The sequence below is a fragment of the Terrabacter sp. Soil811 genome, from assembly GCF_001429655.1.
Classification (GTDB): domain Bacteria; phylum Actinomycetota; class Actinomycetes; order Actinomycetales; family Dermatophilaceae; genus Terrabacter.
In genome coordinates this window covers 127,836-142,737 of sequence record NZ_LMSX01000011.1, presented here as the reverse complement: position 1 = coordinate 142,737, position 14,902 = coordinate 127,836, and the positions used below count along the sequence as shown (strand labels likewise).

At 70.8% G+C, this 14,902-nt stretch carries 15 protein-coding genes; 13 read left to right on the top strand and 2 right to left on the bottom strand.

Translation table 11 applies throughout. The annotated features are described in order from the left end of the window. The first annotated feature begins 194 nt into the window (after nucleotides 1–194). From ASH01_RS19730 to ASH01_RS19680, 12 genes are all read left to right on the top strand, one after another. Nucleotides 195–1,235, top strand: a complete 1,041-nt coding sequence (locus ASH01_RS19730) for a LacI family DNA-binding transcriptional regulator (protein WP_327191927.1) — start codon at nucleotides 195–197, stop codon at nucleotides 1,233–1,235. 9 nt (nucleotides 1,236–1,244) lie between these two features. Next, nucleotides 1,245–1,604 (top strand): histidine triad nucleotide-binding protein, encoded by a 360-nt coding sequence (locus ASH01_RS19725; protein ID WP_056780126.1) that lies wholly within the window; start codon nucleotides 1,245–1,247, stop codon nucleotides 1,602–1,604. After that, nucleotides 1,601–3,133 (top strand): S10 family peptidase, encoded by a 1,533-nt coding sequence (locus tag ASH01_RS19720; RefSeq protein ID WP_200961834.1) that lies wholly within the window; start codon nucleotides 1,601–1,603, stop codon nucleotides 3,131–3,133. The genes ASH01_RS19725 and ASH01_RS19720 overlap by 4 nt, the downstream gene beginning before the upstream one ends. A gap of 13 nt (nucleotides 3,134–3,146) precedes the next feature. Then, nucleotides 3,147–4,370, top strand: a complete 1,224-nt coding sequence (locus tag ASH01_RS19715) for a PhoH family protein (RefSeq protein WP_056780353.1) — start codon at nucleotides 3,147–3,149, stop codon at nucleotides 4,368–4,370. Continuing rightward, complete coding sequence (ybeY, locus tag ASH01_RS19710; RefSeq protein WP_056780123.1) at nucleotides 4,367–4,834, top strand: rRNA maturation RNase YbeY; 468 nt, start codon at nucleotides 4,367–4,369, stop codon at nucleotides 4,832–4,834. The genes ASH01_RS19715 and ybeY overlap by 4 nt, the downstream gene beginning before the upstream one ends. Nucleotides 4,835–4,853: 19 nt before the next feature. After that, nucleotides 4,854–6,167 carry a hemolysin family protein gene (locus ASH01_RS19705; protein WP_056780121.1) on the top strand — a complete coding sequence of 438 codons (1,314 nt, stop codon included), beginning with the start codon at nucleotides 4,854–4,856 and terminating at the stop codon, nucleotides 6,165–6,167. Further along, complete coding sequence (gene era / locus ASH01_RS19700) at nucleotides 6,148–7,122, top strand: GTPase Era (protein WP_056780119.1); 975 nt, start codon at nucleotides 6,148–6,150, stop codon at nucleotides 7,120–7,122. Before ASH01_RS19705 ends, era begins: the two co-directional genes overlap by 20 nt. 64 nt (nucleotides 7,123–7,186) lie before the next feature. After that, nucleotides 7,187–7,459, top strand: a complete 273-nt coding sequence (locus tag ASH01_RS19695; RefSeq protein WP_056780116.1) for a VOC family protein — start codon at nucleotides 7,187–7,189, stop codon at nucleotides 7,457–7,459. 40 nt (nucleotides 7,460–7,499) lie between these two features. Then, nucleotides 7,500–7,643 (top strand): hypothetical protein, encoded by a 144-nt coding sequence (locus ASH01_RS23490; protein WP_200959037.1) that lies wholly within the window; start codon nucleotides 7,500–7,502, stop codon nucleotides 7,641–7,643. 38 nt (nucleotides 7,644–7,681) lie between these two features. Next, a complete protein-coding gene (locus ASH01_RS19690) occupies nucleotides 7,682–9,019 on the top strand; it encodes a hypothetical protein (RefSeq protein ID WP_056780114.1) in 1,338 nt (445 codons plus the stop codon). 197 nt (nucleotides 9,020–9,216) lie between these two features. Beyond that, nucleotides 9,217–10,974, top strand: a complete 1,758-nt coding sequence (leuA, locus tag ASH01_RS19685; RefSeq protein ID WP_056780111.1) for a 2-isopropylmalate synthase — start codon at nucleotides 9,217–9,219, stop codon at nucleotides 10,972–10,974. Nucleotides 10,975–11,010: 36 nt separating this feature from the next. After that, entirely contained in the window at nucleotides 11,011–12,549 is a 1,539-nt protein-coding gene (locus tag ASH01_RS19680; protein WP_056780109.1) for a hypothetical protein, read from the top strand. 10 nt (nucleotides 12,550–12,559) lie between these two features. Here the strand turns inward: ASH01_RS19680 and ASH01_RS19675 are convergent, their stop codons facing one another. After that, a complete protein-coding gene (locus ASH01_RS19675) occupies nucleotides 12,560–13,375 on the bottom strand; it encodes a maleylpyruvate isomerase family mycothiol-dependent enzyme (protein ID WP_056780105.1) in 816 nt (271 codons plus the stop codon). A gap of 14 nt (nucleotides 13,376–13,389) precedes the next feature. After that, entirely contained in the window at nucleotides 13,390–14,040 is a 651-nt protein-coding gene (locus ASH01_RS19670; protein ID WP_056780102.1) for an alpha-ketoglutarate-dependent dioxygenase AlkB, read from the bottom strand. Nucleotides 14,041–14,160: 120 nt separating this feature from the next. On the opposite strand from ASH01_RS19670, the gene recO reads away from it, so the two are divergent. After that, nucleotides 14,161–14,889 carry a DNA repair protein RecO gene (recO, locus tag ASH01_RS19665; RefSeq protein ID WP_020142562.1) on the top strand — a complete coding sequence of 243 codons (729 nt, stop codon included), beginning with the start codon at nucleotides 14,161–14,163 and terminating at the stop codon, nucleotides 14,887–14,889. Nucleotides 14,890–14,902: the final 13 nt, after the last annotated feature.

Genomic DNA, 14,902 nt, shown 5'->3' with positions numbered 1-14,902 from the left:
GACGGCGGTGGCGGTCCGGGGTGAATGCGCACCCCACGCCCGGAATGAGCGTATGTTTGCGCAAACATCGGCCGCCGACACGGTCCCAGCCGGGCTGGACGGGTGTCAAGGGGCCGTCTCGCGGCGGCTGGCAGGATGGCGTCGGAAGCGGACGGCATACGCGAGCAGGACGAATGGGACGAGCAGGAGGAACGGTGGGGGAGCGACGAGCGGTGTCGATGGCCGACGTGGCGCGCCTCGCCAACGTCTCGTCGCAGACGGTGTCCCGCGTGGCGAACGGCGAGACGAGCGTCGTCGAGAGCACGCGCCAGACGGTGCTCCGCGCCATGGAGGAGCTCGGCTACCGTCCCAACAGCGCGGCGCGAGCCCTCAAGCGTGGGGCGTTCCGCGCCATCGGGGTCATGACGTTCACCCTGTCGACGACCGGAAACGTGCGCACGCTGGAGGGCATCGTCGCGGCGGCCGCCGTGCACGACTACGCGGTGACCCTCATCCCGGTCAACGCCCCCTCCCAGGACGCCGTCCGCGGAGCCTTCACGCGGGCCGGTGAGCTCGCCGTCGACGCCGTGGTCGCCATCATGGAGACCCACCTCGCGAGCGACGCCCCCGCGCCCTACCCGCCCGGTTTCAAGGTCGTCGTCGCCGACTCCGACGACGCCGGCGACCGTCACCCCGTCGTCGACACCGACCAGGCGGCGGGCGCCGCCTCGGCGACCGACCACCTGCTCGACCTGGGGCACCGCACCGTGTGGCACGTGGCCGGCCCCGAGAGCTCGTATGCCGCCCAGCGGCGTCGCGATGCCTGGCGGGCGCGGCTCGTGGCCAGGGGGCTCGAGGTGCCTCGGGTGCTGCACGGTGACTGGACGCCCGAGTCCGGCTACGAGATCGGTCTTCGGCTGGCCGACGAGCCCTCTTGCACAGCGGTTTTCGCCGCCAATGACCAGATGGCACTCGGGCTCCTCCGAGCCTTCCACGACCGCGGCCTGCGGGTCCCTGAGCAGGTGAGCGTCGTCGGGTTCGACGACGTGCCCGAGGCGGCGTCATACATCCCCCCGCTCACCACGGTGCGCCAGGACTTCGAGCAGATCGGCCGGCTCTGCGTCGAGCAGGTGCTCGGCCAGGTGCGGGGCACGGGGCCGACCACCGGCACGACCCTCGTGCCGACGCAGCTCGTCGTGCGGGCGAGCAGCGCCGCGCCGGGCCGCACGGGTGCGCGCCGACCACGTCGTGCCTAGGGTGCAGTCATGACCTCGCAGACCCCCAGTGACTGCCTCTTCTGCAAGATCGTCGCCGGTGAGATCCCGTCCGACCGGGTCGCCGAGAGCGAGCGGTCGATCGCCTTCCGCGACATCAGCCCCGCCGCGCCGATCCACGTCCTCGTCGTGCCGAGGCGCCACGAGCCGACGGTGGGTGCCCTGGCGGCGGCGTCCGGTGACGACCTCACCGACGTCTTCCGGCTCGCGGCCCGCGTCGCGGAGCAGGAGGGCGTGACCGACGCCCACCGGATGATCGTCAACACCGGCAGCGGCGCCGGCCAGACCGTCTTCCACGCACACGTCCACCTGCTCGCCGGCGCGGCCTTCACCGAGGGGAGGATGGTGTGAGCGACGAGACCTCCACCATCGACGAGAAGCCCGACGCGACAACGGGATCGGCGGCCGAGAAGCCGAAGACCGATGCCGCCGAGGCGAAGCCGGTCGACCCCGTCGACGACCTCGTGACGACTCACCACACGCTCAAGATCGGCCGGCGTCGGCTGCGCTACACCGCGACGACAGGGCGGGTCGTGCTCCGCGAGGAGGAGCACAAGGACGGCACCTTCGGCGGCCACAAGGCGCGCGCGGAGCTGTCGATGACGAGCTACGTCCTCGACGACGCCGATGCGCGCACGCGTCCGGTCACCTTCGCCTTCAACGGTGGTCCCGGCAGCTCGAGCGTCTGGCTGCACCTCGGCCTGCTCGGTCCGCGCCGCGTCGTCAGCGGCGACGTGGGCGCCCTCCAGCCGCCCCCGTACGACCTCGTCGACAACCCCGAGTCGCTCCTCGCGGTCAGCGACCTCGTCTTCATCGACCCCATGTCGACCGGCTACTCACGCGCGGTCGAGGGCGGCAAGCCGGGGGACTACCACGGCTACCAGAAGGACATCGAGTCCGTCGGCGAGCTGATCCGGCTCTGGACCTCGCGCAACGGCCGCTGGATGTCGCCCAAGTTCGTCGCGGGGGAGTCCTACGGCACCCTCCGCGGCGCGGCGCTCGCCGAGCACCTCCAGTCCCGCTACGGCATGTACCTCAACGGGCTCGTCCTCATCAGCAGCGTCCTCGACCTCAGCTCGGTCGACTTCGAGAACCAGCGCAACGACCGCGCGCACGCGCTCTACCTGCCGACGTATGCCGCCGTGGCCCACTTCCACGGCAAGCACGGCCGCCGCTCGCTGCGGTCCGTCCTCGACGAGGCCGAGGCGTATGCCGCCCGCGACTACCCGTGGGTGCTCTCTCGTGGCCACCGGCTGACGAAGGCCGAGCGCGCCGAGGCGGTCTCGACCCTGGCCCGGCTCTCGGGGCTGACCGAGGACTACGTCGACCGCGCCGACCTGCGCATCGAGCACTGGCGCTACTTCACCGAGCTGCTGCGCGACGAGCGCCTCTCCGTGGGGCGGCTCGACGCCCGGTTCACGGGACCGGCCGCCGCCGCCATCGCCGAGAACATGGACGCCGACCCGTCTCACGACGCCATCGCCGGCCCCTACGCCGCGGCCTGGAACCACTACGTCCGCGACGAGCTCGGCTACGTCAGCGACCTGCACTACGAGCAGATCTCGCGTCTCGTGCACCCGTGGTCGTTCAAGGACTTCGAGGGGCGGCCCATCGACGTGTCCCCGAAGCTCGAGCGCGCGATGCGCCAGAACCCGCACCTCAAGGTCCACATCGCCTACGGCTACTACGACGGCGCCACGCCGCACTTCGCAGCGGAGGACGTGGTGGCCCACCTGCAGCTTCCTGCCGACCGGCTCGCGAACGTCGAGCACGCCTACTACGAGGCCGGCCACATGATGTACGTCCACGAGCCGTCACGCGTGCAGCAGAGCAAGGACCTTGCGGAATTCGTGGTGAGGAGCTCGGGCCGCGACACGTAGACTCGTGACCACGATGAATGACGCGCAACCTCGACCATCCGACAGCGACGGCCCTGACGCCCCTGACGGCACGCAGCTCCCCGTGGGAGCCGAGAGCGGCAGTGACACGCCGGTGCTGACCCGGCAGATCCCGCCGCCGATCGACATGGTGACTCTTCTCGGTCCCCGCGACGAGCTGCTGCGCACCATGGAGCGCCAGTTCCCGCTCGTCGACACCCACGTGCGCGGCAACGAGATGACCTTCGCGGGACCCGCCGGTGAGCTCGAGATCATCGACACCCTCGTCGACGAGCTGCTGACGATCGTCTCGACCGGCCAGCCGCTCAACCGCGACGCCGTCGAGCGGTCGATCTCGATGCTGCGCGGGCAGACGGCCGAGCGCCCGGCCGACGTGCTGACGATGAACATCGTCAGCAGCCGCGGTCGCACGATCCGTCCGAAGACGCTGAACCAGAAGCGCTACGTCGACGCGATCGACGAGCACACCGTCGTCTTCGGCATCGGCCCCGCCGGCACCGGCAAGACCTACCTCGCGATGGCCAAGGCGGTCGCGGCGCTGCAGGCCAAGCAGGTCAACCGCATCATCCTGACCCGCCCCGCCGTCGAGGCCGGCGAGCGTCTCGGCTTCCTGCCCGGCACGCTCAACGACAAGATCGACCCCTACCTGCGCCCGCTCTACGACGCGCTGCACGACATGGTCTCGCCCGAGACGATCCCGCGGCTGATGGCGTCCGGCACGATCGAGGTGGCCCCGCTCGCGTACATGCGCGGTCGCACGCTCAACGACGCGTTCATCATCCTCGACGAGGCCCAGAACACCTCGAGCGAGCAGATGAAGATGTTCCTCACGCGTCTCGGCTTCGGCTCGAAGATGGTCGTGACGGGCGACATCACCCAGGTCGACCTCCCGGGTGGCACCCGGTCGGGTCTGCGGGTCGTGCGCGACATCCTCGAGGGCGTCGAGGACGTCCATTTCGCCGAGCTGACCTCGCACGACGTCGTGCGCCACCGCCTCGTCAGCGCCATCGTCGACGCCTACGAGCGCGACGAGGTGCGTGCCGAGCGTCGGGCCCGGTCCCGGGCCGCATCGGGCGACCACCGTGACCACCGTGGGTCGCGGCGGAACTCCGACCGTTCCCCGGACCGGGGAGCCGACCGCGACGACCACGGGCGCGACCACCGCGACGACCGCGACGACCACGGCGGACGCCGTGACGCCACGGAGGCCGGCGCGTGAGCATCGACGTCCTCAACGAGACCGACCGCGATGTCGACGAGCTCGAGTTGCTGGCCTGCGCCGCCTACGTCATGGAGCAGATGCGGGTCCACGCGCAGGCCGACCTCTGCATCAAGCTCGTCGACGAGGACGCCATGGAGGTCCTCCACGTGCAGTGGATGGACCTGCCCGGGCCCACCGATGTCATGAGCTTCCCGATGGACGAGCTGCGACCGGGTCGCGAGGGCCAGGAGCCCGAGGAGGGCACCCTCGGCGACATCGTGCTCTGCCCGTCCGTGGCGACGAAGCAGGCGCTCGATGCCGGTCACGCGCCGATGGAGGAGATGCTGCTGCTCACGACGCACGGCATCCTCCACCTGCTCGGCTACGACCACGCCGAGCCGGACGAGGAACGCGAGATGTTCGAGCTGCAACGTCAGCTGCTGCTCACCTTCCTCGCCACGCGCAACCGCCCGAGCGCCTGACCGCGGACGAGAGACCGAGATGTTCCCGCAGTTCGCGCTCCCGGCCCTCATCAGCATCGTCGTGGCGTTCCTGCTGTCGGCCGCCGAGGCCGCCATCTTCCGCATGTCCCGCGTGCGCGCCCAGGAGCTGTTCGACGAAGGTCGGTCGGGCGCCAAGTCGCTGATGACCGTGGTCGGCGACTCACCGGCATACCTCTCGGTCATCGCGTTCCTGCGCGTCGTCGCCGAGGCCACCGCGGCGGTGCTCGTCACCCTGGCCGTCGCCGGGCGCTTCGAGTCGACGTGGAGCCGCGCCCTCATCAGCATCACGATCATGGCCGTCGTGTCGTTCGTCGTCGTCGGCGTCTCGCCGCGCACCCTCGGACGGCAGAACTACGACACCGTCGCGCTGTGGAGCGCCCCCTTCGCCGTCGGCCTGCGCCGCGTGCTCGGGCCGGTGGCCAAGCTCCTCGTCGTCCTCGGCAACGCGGTCACGCCCGGCAAGGGCTACACCGACGGCCCCTTCCAGACCGAGTCCGAGCTGCGCGACCTCGTCGACATGGCCGGTGACTCCGACGTCATCGAGGCCGACGAGCGCGAGATGATCCACTCGGTCTTCGAGCTCGGCGACACCCTCGCCCGCGCGGTGATGGTGCCGCGCACCGACATGGTCGTCCTCGACGCGGACAAGACGCTGCGCAGCGCGATGTCGCTCTTCCTCCGCTCGGGCTTCTCCCGGATCCCGGTCGTCGGCGAGGACAGCGACGACGTCCGGGGCCTGCTCTACTTCAAGGACGTCGCCCGTCGGCTCAACGCCGCCCCCGAGGACGGCCGCCACCCCGCCACCGAGGTCATGCGGCCCATGCACTTCGTGCCCGAGAGCAAGCCGGTCGACGACCTGCTGCGCGAGATGCAGCGCGACCAGAACCACTTCGCCATCGTCGTCGACGAGTACGGCGGCACCGCCGGCCTCATCACGATCGAGGACATCATCGAGGAGATCGTCGGCGAGATCGCCGACGAGCACGACCGCGAGGCGCCCGGCATCGAGCAGCTCGAGGACGGCACCCTGCGGGTGCCGGCGTCGATGGACATCGACGATCTCGCCGAGCTCTTCGACGTCAGCATCGACGAGGAGGACGTCGACACCGTCGGCGGACTCCTCACCAAGGTGATCGGCCGGGTCCCGATCGTCGGGTCGTCCGGTACGGTCGCTGGGCTGGAGCTGACGGCCGAACGCATGGCCGGACGCCGCCACCGCGTCGCGTCGGTCATCGTGCACCGGGCCTCGGTGCCGGAGGACGACGCCGCGTACACCGAGACGGAGGACGCCCATGGGCACCCAGGACGCTGACCCGACGCACGGCGACACCGCGGCCTCGGGGACGACCGACCGGTCCGCCGACTACCGGGCGGGCTTCGCCTGCCTCGTGGGGCGGCCCAACGCGGGCAAGTCGACGCTGACCAACGCGCTCGTGGGCCAGAAGGTCGCGATCACGAGCTCGAAACCGCAGACGACCCGTCACACGATCCGGGGCGTCACCACGACCGCGACGGCCCAGCTGATCCTCGTCGACACCCCCGGTCTCCACAAGCCGCGGACCCTCCTCGGCCAGCGCCTCAACGACCTCGTCCGCGAGACGCTCCTCGAGGTCGACGTCATCGGCTTCTGCCTGCCGGCCGACCAGCGCATCGGCCCCGGCGACACCTTCATCGCCCACGAGCTCGCCGAGCTGCGTTCGGTCCGGCGCCGTCCGGTCGTCGCCATCGCCACGAAGGCCGACGCCGTCGACCGCGAACGGCTCGCGGAGCACCTCATCGCCATCGACCAGCTGGGGGAGTGGGACGCGATCATCCCGTGCTCCGCCGTCTCCGGGAGCCAGGTCGAGGAGGTGCGCGACGTCCTCGCGTCCTTCCTGCCGCGCTCGCCGCAGCTCTACCCCGACGGAATGCTCACGGACGAGCCCGAGATGGTCATGATCGCCGAGCTCGTGCGGGAGGCTGCGCTCGAGGGCGTGCGCGACGAGCTGCCGCACTCGCTCGCCGTCGTCGTCGAGGAGATGGTGCAGCGCGAGGGGCGGCCCGACGACAAGCCGCTGCTCGACGTGCGCGTCAACGTCTTCGTCGAGCGCCCCAGCCAGAAGGCCATCGTCATCGGACGCGGCGGCTCCCGGCTGCGCGAGGTCGGCACGAACGCCCGCAAGGGCATCGAGGCGCTCCTCGGGCAGAAGGTCTACCTCGACCTCCACGTCAAGGTGGCCAAGGACTGGCAACGCGACCCCAAGCAGCTCCAGCGCCTCGGCTTCTGACCTGCGACGGGCACTGCAACGCAACGGGTTTCTCGTTCGTGGCCCGGTCCTCCAGCCTGCCGCGATGAGCAGCCCCATCCAGCGCCGCGTCGGTCAGGTCTTCTTCCCGGTCCGCGACATGGCCGCTGCCATCCGGTGGTATGCCGCCGTGCTCGGTTTCGAGACCGACGTGACCTCCCACGACGGCACGATCTACGACATCCCGACGGACGGGCAGACCCCGAAGGCGCTCGGCGTGAGGATCACCTCGGACGTCGAGGACGTCGGCAGCGTCGTCGTCTTCGTGCAGTTCGAGGACCCTGACGGCAACGCGCTCATGGTCTGCCAGGGCGCCTGAGGTCAGCGTCTCGCCCTACACTCCGGGCAAGGAGGCAGACATGTCCGAGCAGCCAGCGCACGACCACGAGCTCGAGGTCCTCGAGGAGGACCAGACGGTGCCGCCGCGTCCGGAGGAGCAGATCGCCGATGCCCGCGAGGAATCGACCGAGGCGGACACCACCGGCTCTGGTGCGACAGCGTGAGGGACGACGACCCGTGGGGTCGAGCCGAGGCACCAGCGGTGGCCGAGGCTGATCTCGAGCCGCTGCCTCCTGCCCTGGCTGACATCGAGGCCATGCTCGAGATCGGTGAGGACCGGGTGCTCGCCCCGGGCGAACGGCTCACGCTTCCAGGGCTGGCCGATCTGCCAGAGATCGCGAGCCTCGCTGCGGAGGGCTGGGAGCCGTTGCCCGCCGGGTTCATGGGCTTCGAGTGGGCGCTGCTCCCGGCGATCTGGCCGAGAGAACACCGTCGGTGGGTCCGTGACCGCATGCCGTGCTTCGGACTCATGTCCTACGACGACGAGGAGACCCGGCTCGGCCCCGAGACGGGACGTGACGCCCACCAGCGGTGGATGCTCGCGCGGATGGCCCGGTCCGTCGACCTCCCGCCCCCGCCCCGGGACCGTATCTGGCTGCTGCGCTCGCCCTGGGCGACCATCCCGCTGTCGAGCCTGCTGCTCGTCATCGGCCAGCACCGTGACCGGAACGGGTTCGGCTGGGACTCCCTCGCGAACATGCGGGCTGCTCAGGACCTCCTGTCGCGTACCGAGGACGAGGTCTGGGCCATGTGGACCGGACGGCAGGCTGACGCCGCGCGCAGCTGGATCGGGACGGAGCGTGGACCGCGGGGCGCTGAGCACTGGATCAGGCTGGGGCTGGGTCCCCGTCACGTGGAGACCCTGCTGGCACCTCTCGAGGGCGATGGCGCGGGGCTCGACCTGGAGCAGGCCCGGGCCTGGGCCGAGGTGATCGCGATGCGCGAGGAGCCGGGTGCCCACGTGGTCCGGCACATCATCGACTGGCGGCGGGCCGGGCTGCCTGCAGATGCCGATGTCGAACGGCTCGGCATGGTCCTGCTCGAGCGAGACCCGGGCGACGTGGCGCACTGGCTCGATTCCGGTCTCACCGTCGACGACGTCGCTGTGTGGCAGGGAGATGACCTCGAGCGGGCCCGGCGGTGGAGCGATGCGGGTTTCGGCGCGCGCGAGGCGCGGGAGCTGGTTCTCGCCGATCCCACCCTCACCCCGGCTGAGGCACGTGCCTTCGATGCCTCGGGCATCGACCCGTCGGTCCGGCACCGTTGGGTCGCTGCAGGATTCACGCCGGAGCAGGCTCACGCATGGACCGATCTCGACATCGTCGCGTCCGAGGCGCGCGTCTGGCGGTCGCTCGGCAAGGGACCCAGCGAGGCTCGGGACCAACGGGCCTCGGGAGGAGGCGCCCTTCCGCTCGGAGTGGAGCTCGGATGGGCGGCGATGGGCTCTGACCGCGACGACGTCAGCTATGGCGTCACCGATCCGCCGGGCACGCGCGGAACCGTGGCGAACACCGGTCCGGACGGCATGCCGCTTCCCTGAGCAGCCCCGTGTCTCACGATCCGGGCAGCGGTCCCGAGGGGTGGACGCGAGCGGAGCGACCGGCATACGGTGAACGGGTGCGAGCGGTGAGCCTCCTTCTTCTCTGCCGCGACGAGGCCTGACCCCGGCCCTCCTCGTCGCGGAGTTTCCCGTGTCCGGCCGGACACCGAGCGAAACGCAGACGAGAGAGTGACGCGATGATCCATCCCCAGCAGACGTCGGGAATGCCGTTCCAGAAGTACGTCCCCTTCCACGAGCAGATCCCGTTCGAGCTCCCGGACCGCACGTGGCCGACGAAACGCATCGCGTCGGCCCCGCGCTGGTGCGCCGTGGACCTGCGCGACGGCAACCAGGCGCTCATCGACCCGATGAACTCCGAGCGGAAGCTCCGGATGTTCCAGCTGCTCGTGAAGATGGGCTACAAGGAGATCGAGGTCGGCTTCCCGTCGGCGAGCCAGACCGACTTCGACTTCTGCCGTGAGCTCATCGAGGGCGGACACATCCCCGACGACGTGACGATCCAGGTGCTGACGCAGTGTCGCGACCACCTCATCGAGCGCACCTACGACGCGATCCGGGGCAGCAAGCAGGCCATCGTCCACTTCTACAACTCGACGTCGGCGCTGCAGCGCAAGGTCGTCTTCGGCCTCGACCAGGACGGCATCATCGACATCGCCGTCCAGGCCGCGCGCCTGTGCAAGAAGCTCGAGGAGACGATCCCCGACACGACGATCTACTACGAGTACTCACCGGAGTCCTACACCGGCACCGAGCTCGACTTCGCGATGCGGATCTGCAACGCCGTCGTCGACGTCATCGACCCGACGCCCGACCACAAGATCATCGTCAACCTGCCGGCGACCGTCGAGATGGCGACGCCCAACGTCTACGCCGACTCGATCGAGTGGATGGTCCGCCACCTCGAGCGCCGAGAGTCGATCGTCGTGAGCCTGCACCCCCACAACGACCGCGGCACCGGCGTGGCCGCGGCCGAGCTCGGCTACCTCGCCGGCGCCGACCGCATCGAGGGCTGCCTGTTCGGCAACGGTGAGCGCACCGGCAACGTCTGCCTCGTCACCCTCGGGATGAACCTCTTCAGCCAGGGCGTCGATCCGCAGATCGACTTCAGCGACATCGACGAGGTGCGCCGCACCGTCGAGTACTGCAACCAGCTGCCCGTGGGCGAGCGCCACCCCTACGGCGGCGACCTCGTCTTCACGGCCTTCTCGGGCTCGCACCAGGACGCCATCAAGAAGGGCTTCGAGGCCATGGCGTCCGAGGCCGAGGCGAAGGGCACGGGGATCGACGACCTCGTCTGGGGCGTCCCCTACCTCCCCATCGACCCGCACGACCTCGGCCGCTCCTACGAGGCCGTCGTCCGCGTCAACAGCCAGTCCGGCAAGGGCGGCGTCGCGTACATCATGAAGACCGAGCACCAGATGGACCTGCCGCGTCGGCTGCAGATCGAGTTCTCCGGTGTCGTCCAGCGCGGTGTCGACCAGGACGGCGGCGAGGTCGCTCCAGCCGACCTGTGGGCGAAGTTCCAGGACGAGTACCTCCCCGACCCGAGCCGGGCATGGGGCCGCTTCGAGCTCGTCAACGTCGTCACCGACTCGACCGTCGACGGGGCGAGCACGATCGAGGCGACCGTCCGCGACGGTGGCGAGTCCCTGACCGTCACCGGCACGGGCAACGGCCCCATCGCGGCCTTCGTCGATGCGCTCTCGACCGTAGAGGGCACCCCGGACGTCCGGGTCCTCGACTACGCCGAGCACGCCCTCTCCGCGGGTGGCGACGCGCGCGCCGCGGCCTACGTCGAGTGCGCCGTCGGCGACCGCGTCCTCTGGGGTGTCGGCGTCGACCCGTCGATCGTCACGGCGTCCATCAAGGCGATCGTCTCGGCGGTCAACCGCGCCCACCGCGACGCCGTTCCGAGCCCCTCGTCGGACGCCTGATCTGACGCCCACCCGCGTGGGGTAGCGTCTGGCGCCATGGAGTCCCCGGTCGGTCGAGCGCTGCTTCGACTGGCCGGGGTCTCGCTCGTCGCGGTCGCGGTCGTCGGACTCGTCGCGCCCCGACCGGTCAACGTCGAGCACCGCTGGCAGGTGGTCGTGCCCGTCACCCTCGGGCTGGTGCTGCTCGCTGCGGTCGTCCGCGTCCCTGCGTGGGCGAAGCGGCGCTGGGTGCCGGTGGTGATCGCGATCGGCGGAGGCCTCGTCGCGACGCTCGTCGGTCTCATGACGCGCTACCGCTACGGCTGGGACGCGCGGATCGTCATGGACATGGCACGCAGCCTCCAAGCAGGGCGACGGCTCAGCCAGGGCGAGTACGACTACCTCTCCCTCTACCCCAACAACCTGCCGCTGCTCGCCATCGACAGAATGGGCGTCGCTGTGGGACAGGCGTTCTCGCTCGCACCCGACGCCGTCCTCATCCCGCTCAACGGGATCTGCGTGGGCCTGACGCTGTATGCCGTCCACGACCTCGTCGGGCGCGTGGCGGGTCGCGGTCCTTCCCTCGGCGCCCAGCTCGCGACCCTCGTCCTCGTCGGCACGAGCCCGTGGCTGGCGGTGCCCTACACCGACTTCTATGCGATGCCGTTCGTCGTCGGGGGAGTGGCCCTGGCCGTCCGCGCCATGACGCCGCGGCCGCGCACGGGACGAGTCGTCCTGTGGCTGCTCGCGATCGTGTCGGTCACGGTGGCCTACTCCATCAAGACCACGCCGGTCGTCATCGCCATCGCGGCGGTCCTGACGGCGGTCGTGGCGATCTTCGACCACGACCTCCTCCCGGCCCGGCGCGCGGGCGTCATCGCCGCCTGCGCGGCCTCCGCCCTCGCGTTCGTCGTCCTCGGCGTGGGCCTCGGCGCCGCGGCCACCGCGGCCTCCGGGGTCGACTCCGCGCGCATCGACACCGCGGTCTCGCCCCCGATCCTCTGGTGGGTTGCGCTCGGCGCCGACGAGCAGCACTCGCCCACCGGCGTGGTCAGCTACGGCGCGTTCTCACGGGAGATGGTCGACGCGGTGACCGGCCGCAGCCAGGCCGAGATGAAGACGTATGCTGCAGGCGCCTTCGCAGACCGGTGGGCCGAGCGAGGTCTCGGCGGCACGCTCGCCTTCTACGGCAGCAAGGCGGCCTGGAACTGGGGCGACGGGATGTTCTGGGCGTGGGGCGAAGGCCCCGACTCGCTGCCCGGCACGCTCGCGCCGGCGACCGGCGTGACCGGGATCGTCCACGACCTCAACGGCTTCCACGGGTCGGGCTACCAGCTGCGCGCCGACGTGACCCAGGCAGTGTGGCTGGCCGTGCTGCTCGTGGCCGGCGTCGGGCTGCTGCGCGCGCCCTACCGGCGGGAGACGCTGCTCGTCGCCGCCTCGCTGCTCGGCATCGCGGCCTTCACGCTCGTGCTCCAGGGACGCTCGCGCTACCTCTTCGCGTTCGTCCCTCTCGTCGTCGTCCTGGCCGCGATGGTCCACGCCTGGCTCCCTCGCCCGAGGCGAGCAGGTCGCCTCGGGCGCCGCACCGGCTGAGCCGTCCGGGTCAGTCGATCGAGTCGGTGAGCACGGCGTCGACCGCGGCCAGCGCTGCCGCGTCGCCGTCGCGCGTGATCTCGCCCTCCACAGGACGGTTCCAGAGCCAGCAGTCGATGTCGGCTGCGGACCCGCTGATCTCGGCCGCCGCGGCATCGTCCGGTCCGTCGCTGACGAGGAAGCGCTGCACGTCGATCTCGTCGCCGTTCCACGTGCCGGTGACGCGCACCGGGGTGACCGTCCACGCGTGCATGGCATCGACCGTCGCGATCGTCACCGGCGCCGAGACCGGCACGTGCGTCAGGTCGGGCTCGGGCTCGTGGCCGCGCATGATCCGCAGGGCCTCGTCGATGCCGTCGGCGGCCAGCCGGCAGTCGAGCGGGCTCCGCTCACCGACCGTGAGCTCGGCGTCGACGCGGTGCACCATCGCCTCGTGGGCCTGGCGCCGACGGATGTAGCCGGCGGTCTTGTCGTCGGACCACATCCAGAGCGGCGTCTCGGGCGGAAGGCCGCTGAGCACCCGGTGCAGCCGCTCGCTCGAGCGGTCGAAGAAGGCGAGCAGCCCGGCGCGGTCGCCCGGACGCTGCTCACGGGTCGCGTTCATCGCGTCGAGGTCGGCCGGGTCGGTGAGCCCGCGCTCGGCGATCTCGCCCCAGAACCACTGCACCTCACCGAGGTGCCACAGCAGGTCGTCGGCGTTCCAGTCGGGACACGTCGGCACCCGGGCGTCGGCTGGTGCCGTCGCGAGCACCGTCCGGAAGCGGGCCGAGTCGGCCGCGAGGTGGTCGAGGAAGGGAAGGGGGCCACCTGAGCGGCTGGACGGCATACGTGGGTCTCCTGTCAGCGAACGCCGGCTACACGGAACTGCACCGAGATGCGCGGCCCCATCGGCTCGGACGTCTTGGGGACCGAGTGGTCCCACGTCCGCTGGCACGAGCCGCCCATCACGACGAGGTCACCATGTCCCAGGGGATAGCGCAAGCTCTTTGTCGTCGAGCCGGGGATCGGTCCACCGTCACGGGGACGGAGGGCGAGTGTGCGTGCGGAACCGAGCGAGAGGATCGCGATCATCGTGTCGCTGTCGCGCGAGCGCCCGATGCGGTCGCCGTGCCAGGCGACGCTGTCGCGACCGTCGCGGTAGAGGCACAGGCCGGCCGTGACGAACGGTTCGCCGAGCTCGGGCGCGTAGTGACGGCTCAGGGCGTCGCGGGCCTCGACGAGCATCGGGTGGGGTAGCCTCTCGTCGCCGGCGTAGAACTTCGTCAGCCGGGGGACGTCGACGACGGAGTCGTACATCTGCCGGCGCTCGGCGTGCCACGGCACGTCACGCAGCAGGGCCGTGAAGAGCTCGTCGCCGGCCGCGAGCCAGCCGGGACGGACGTCGACCCACGCGCCGTGGGCCAGGTGGTGGCGGGTCTTCCCGGTGCCGACGTCGCGCAGCGTCATCGCGTCGGTGAGGTCGAGGAGCGAACCCTGGAGAGAGAGGTCCATGGCCCCACGATAGCCCATGGGTCGAACGGGTGTTCGACTCCCGGCGGTGTTTCGCGTCGACCTCGTGGACACCGGCGCGTGCGGTGCCGCCGACGCCTCGGCGGGGGAGACAATGGACCCATGCCCCTCTACCGTGACGAGGCGATCGTCCTGCGCACCCACAAGCTGGGCGAGGCCGACCGCATCATCACGATGCTGACCCGCACGCGGGGTCGGGTCCGCGCCGTCGCCAAGGGGGTGCGCCGCACGAAGTCGCGCTTCGGGTCGCGCCTCGAGCCGGGCATGGTCATCGACGTGCAGTGCTACGAGGGTCGCAACCTCGACACCGTCACGCAGGTCGAGACCCTGGCGCCCTACGGCGACGCGATCGCCCGCGACTACATCGCGTACACGTGCGCCACCTCGATGCTCGAGACGGCGCTGCAGCTCACCGAGGAGCACGAGCCGCAGACGCAGCAGTACCTCCTGCTCGCCGGCGCGCTGCGCTCCCTCGCCGAGCACAGCCACGACGCCGGGCTCGTCCTCGACGCCTACCTGCTGCGCTCGCTCGCCGTCGCCGGCTGGGCACCGAGCTTCGTCGACTGCGCGAAGTGCGGCGCCCCGGGCCCGCACCGGGCCTTCAACGTGCAGGCCGGCGGCGCCGTGTGCTCCGTATGCCGTCCGCCCGGCTCGAGCGCCCCTGCCCCCGAGACCTTCGAGCTGCTCGCGTCACTGCTGACCGGCGACTGGGACGTCGCCGACGCGAGCGACGAGCGGTGCCGCAGGCAGGGCAACGGCCTCGTCTCCGCCTTCCTCCAGTGGCACATCGAGCGAGGGCTGCGGTCGCTGCGCCTCGTCGAGCGCGCCTGAGCCAGCAGCGAAC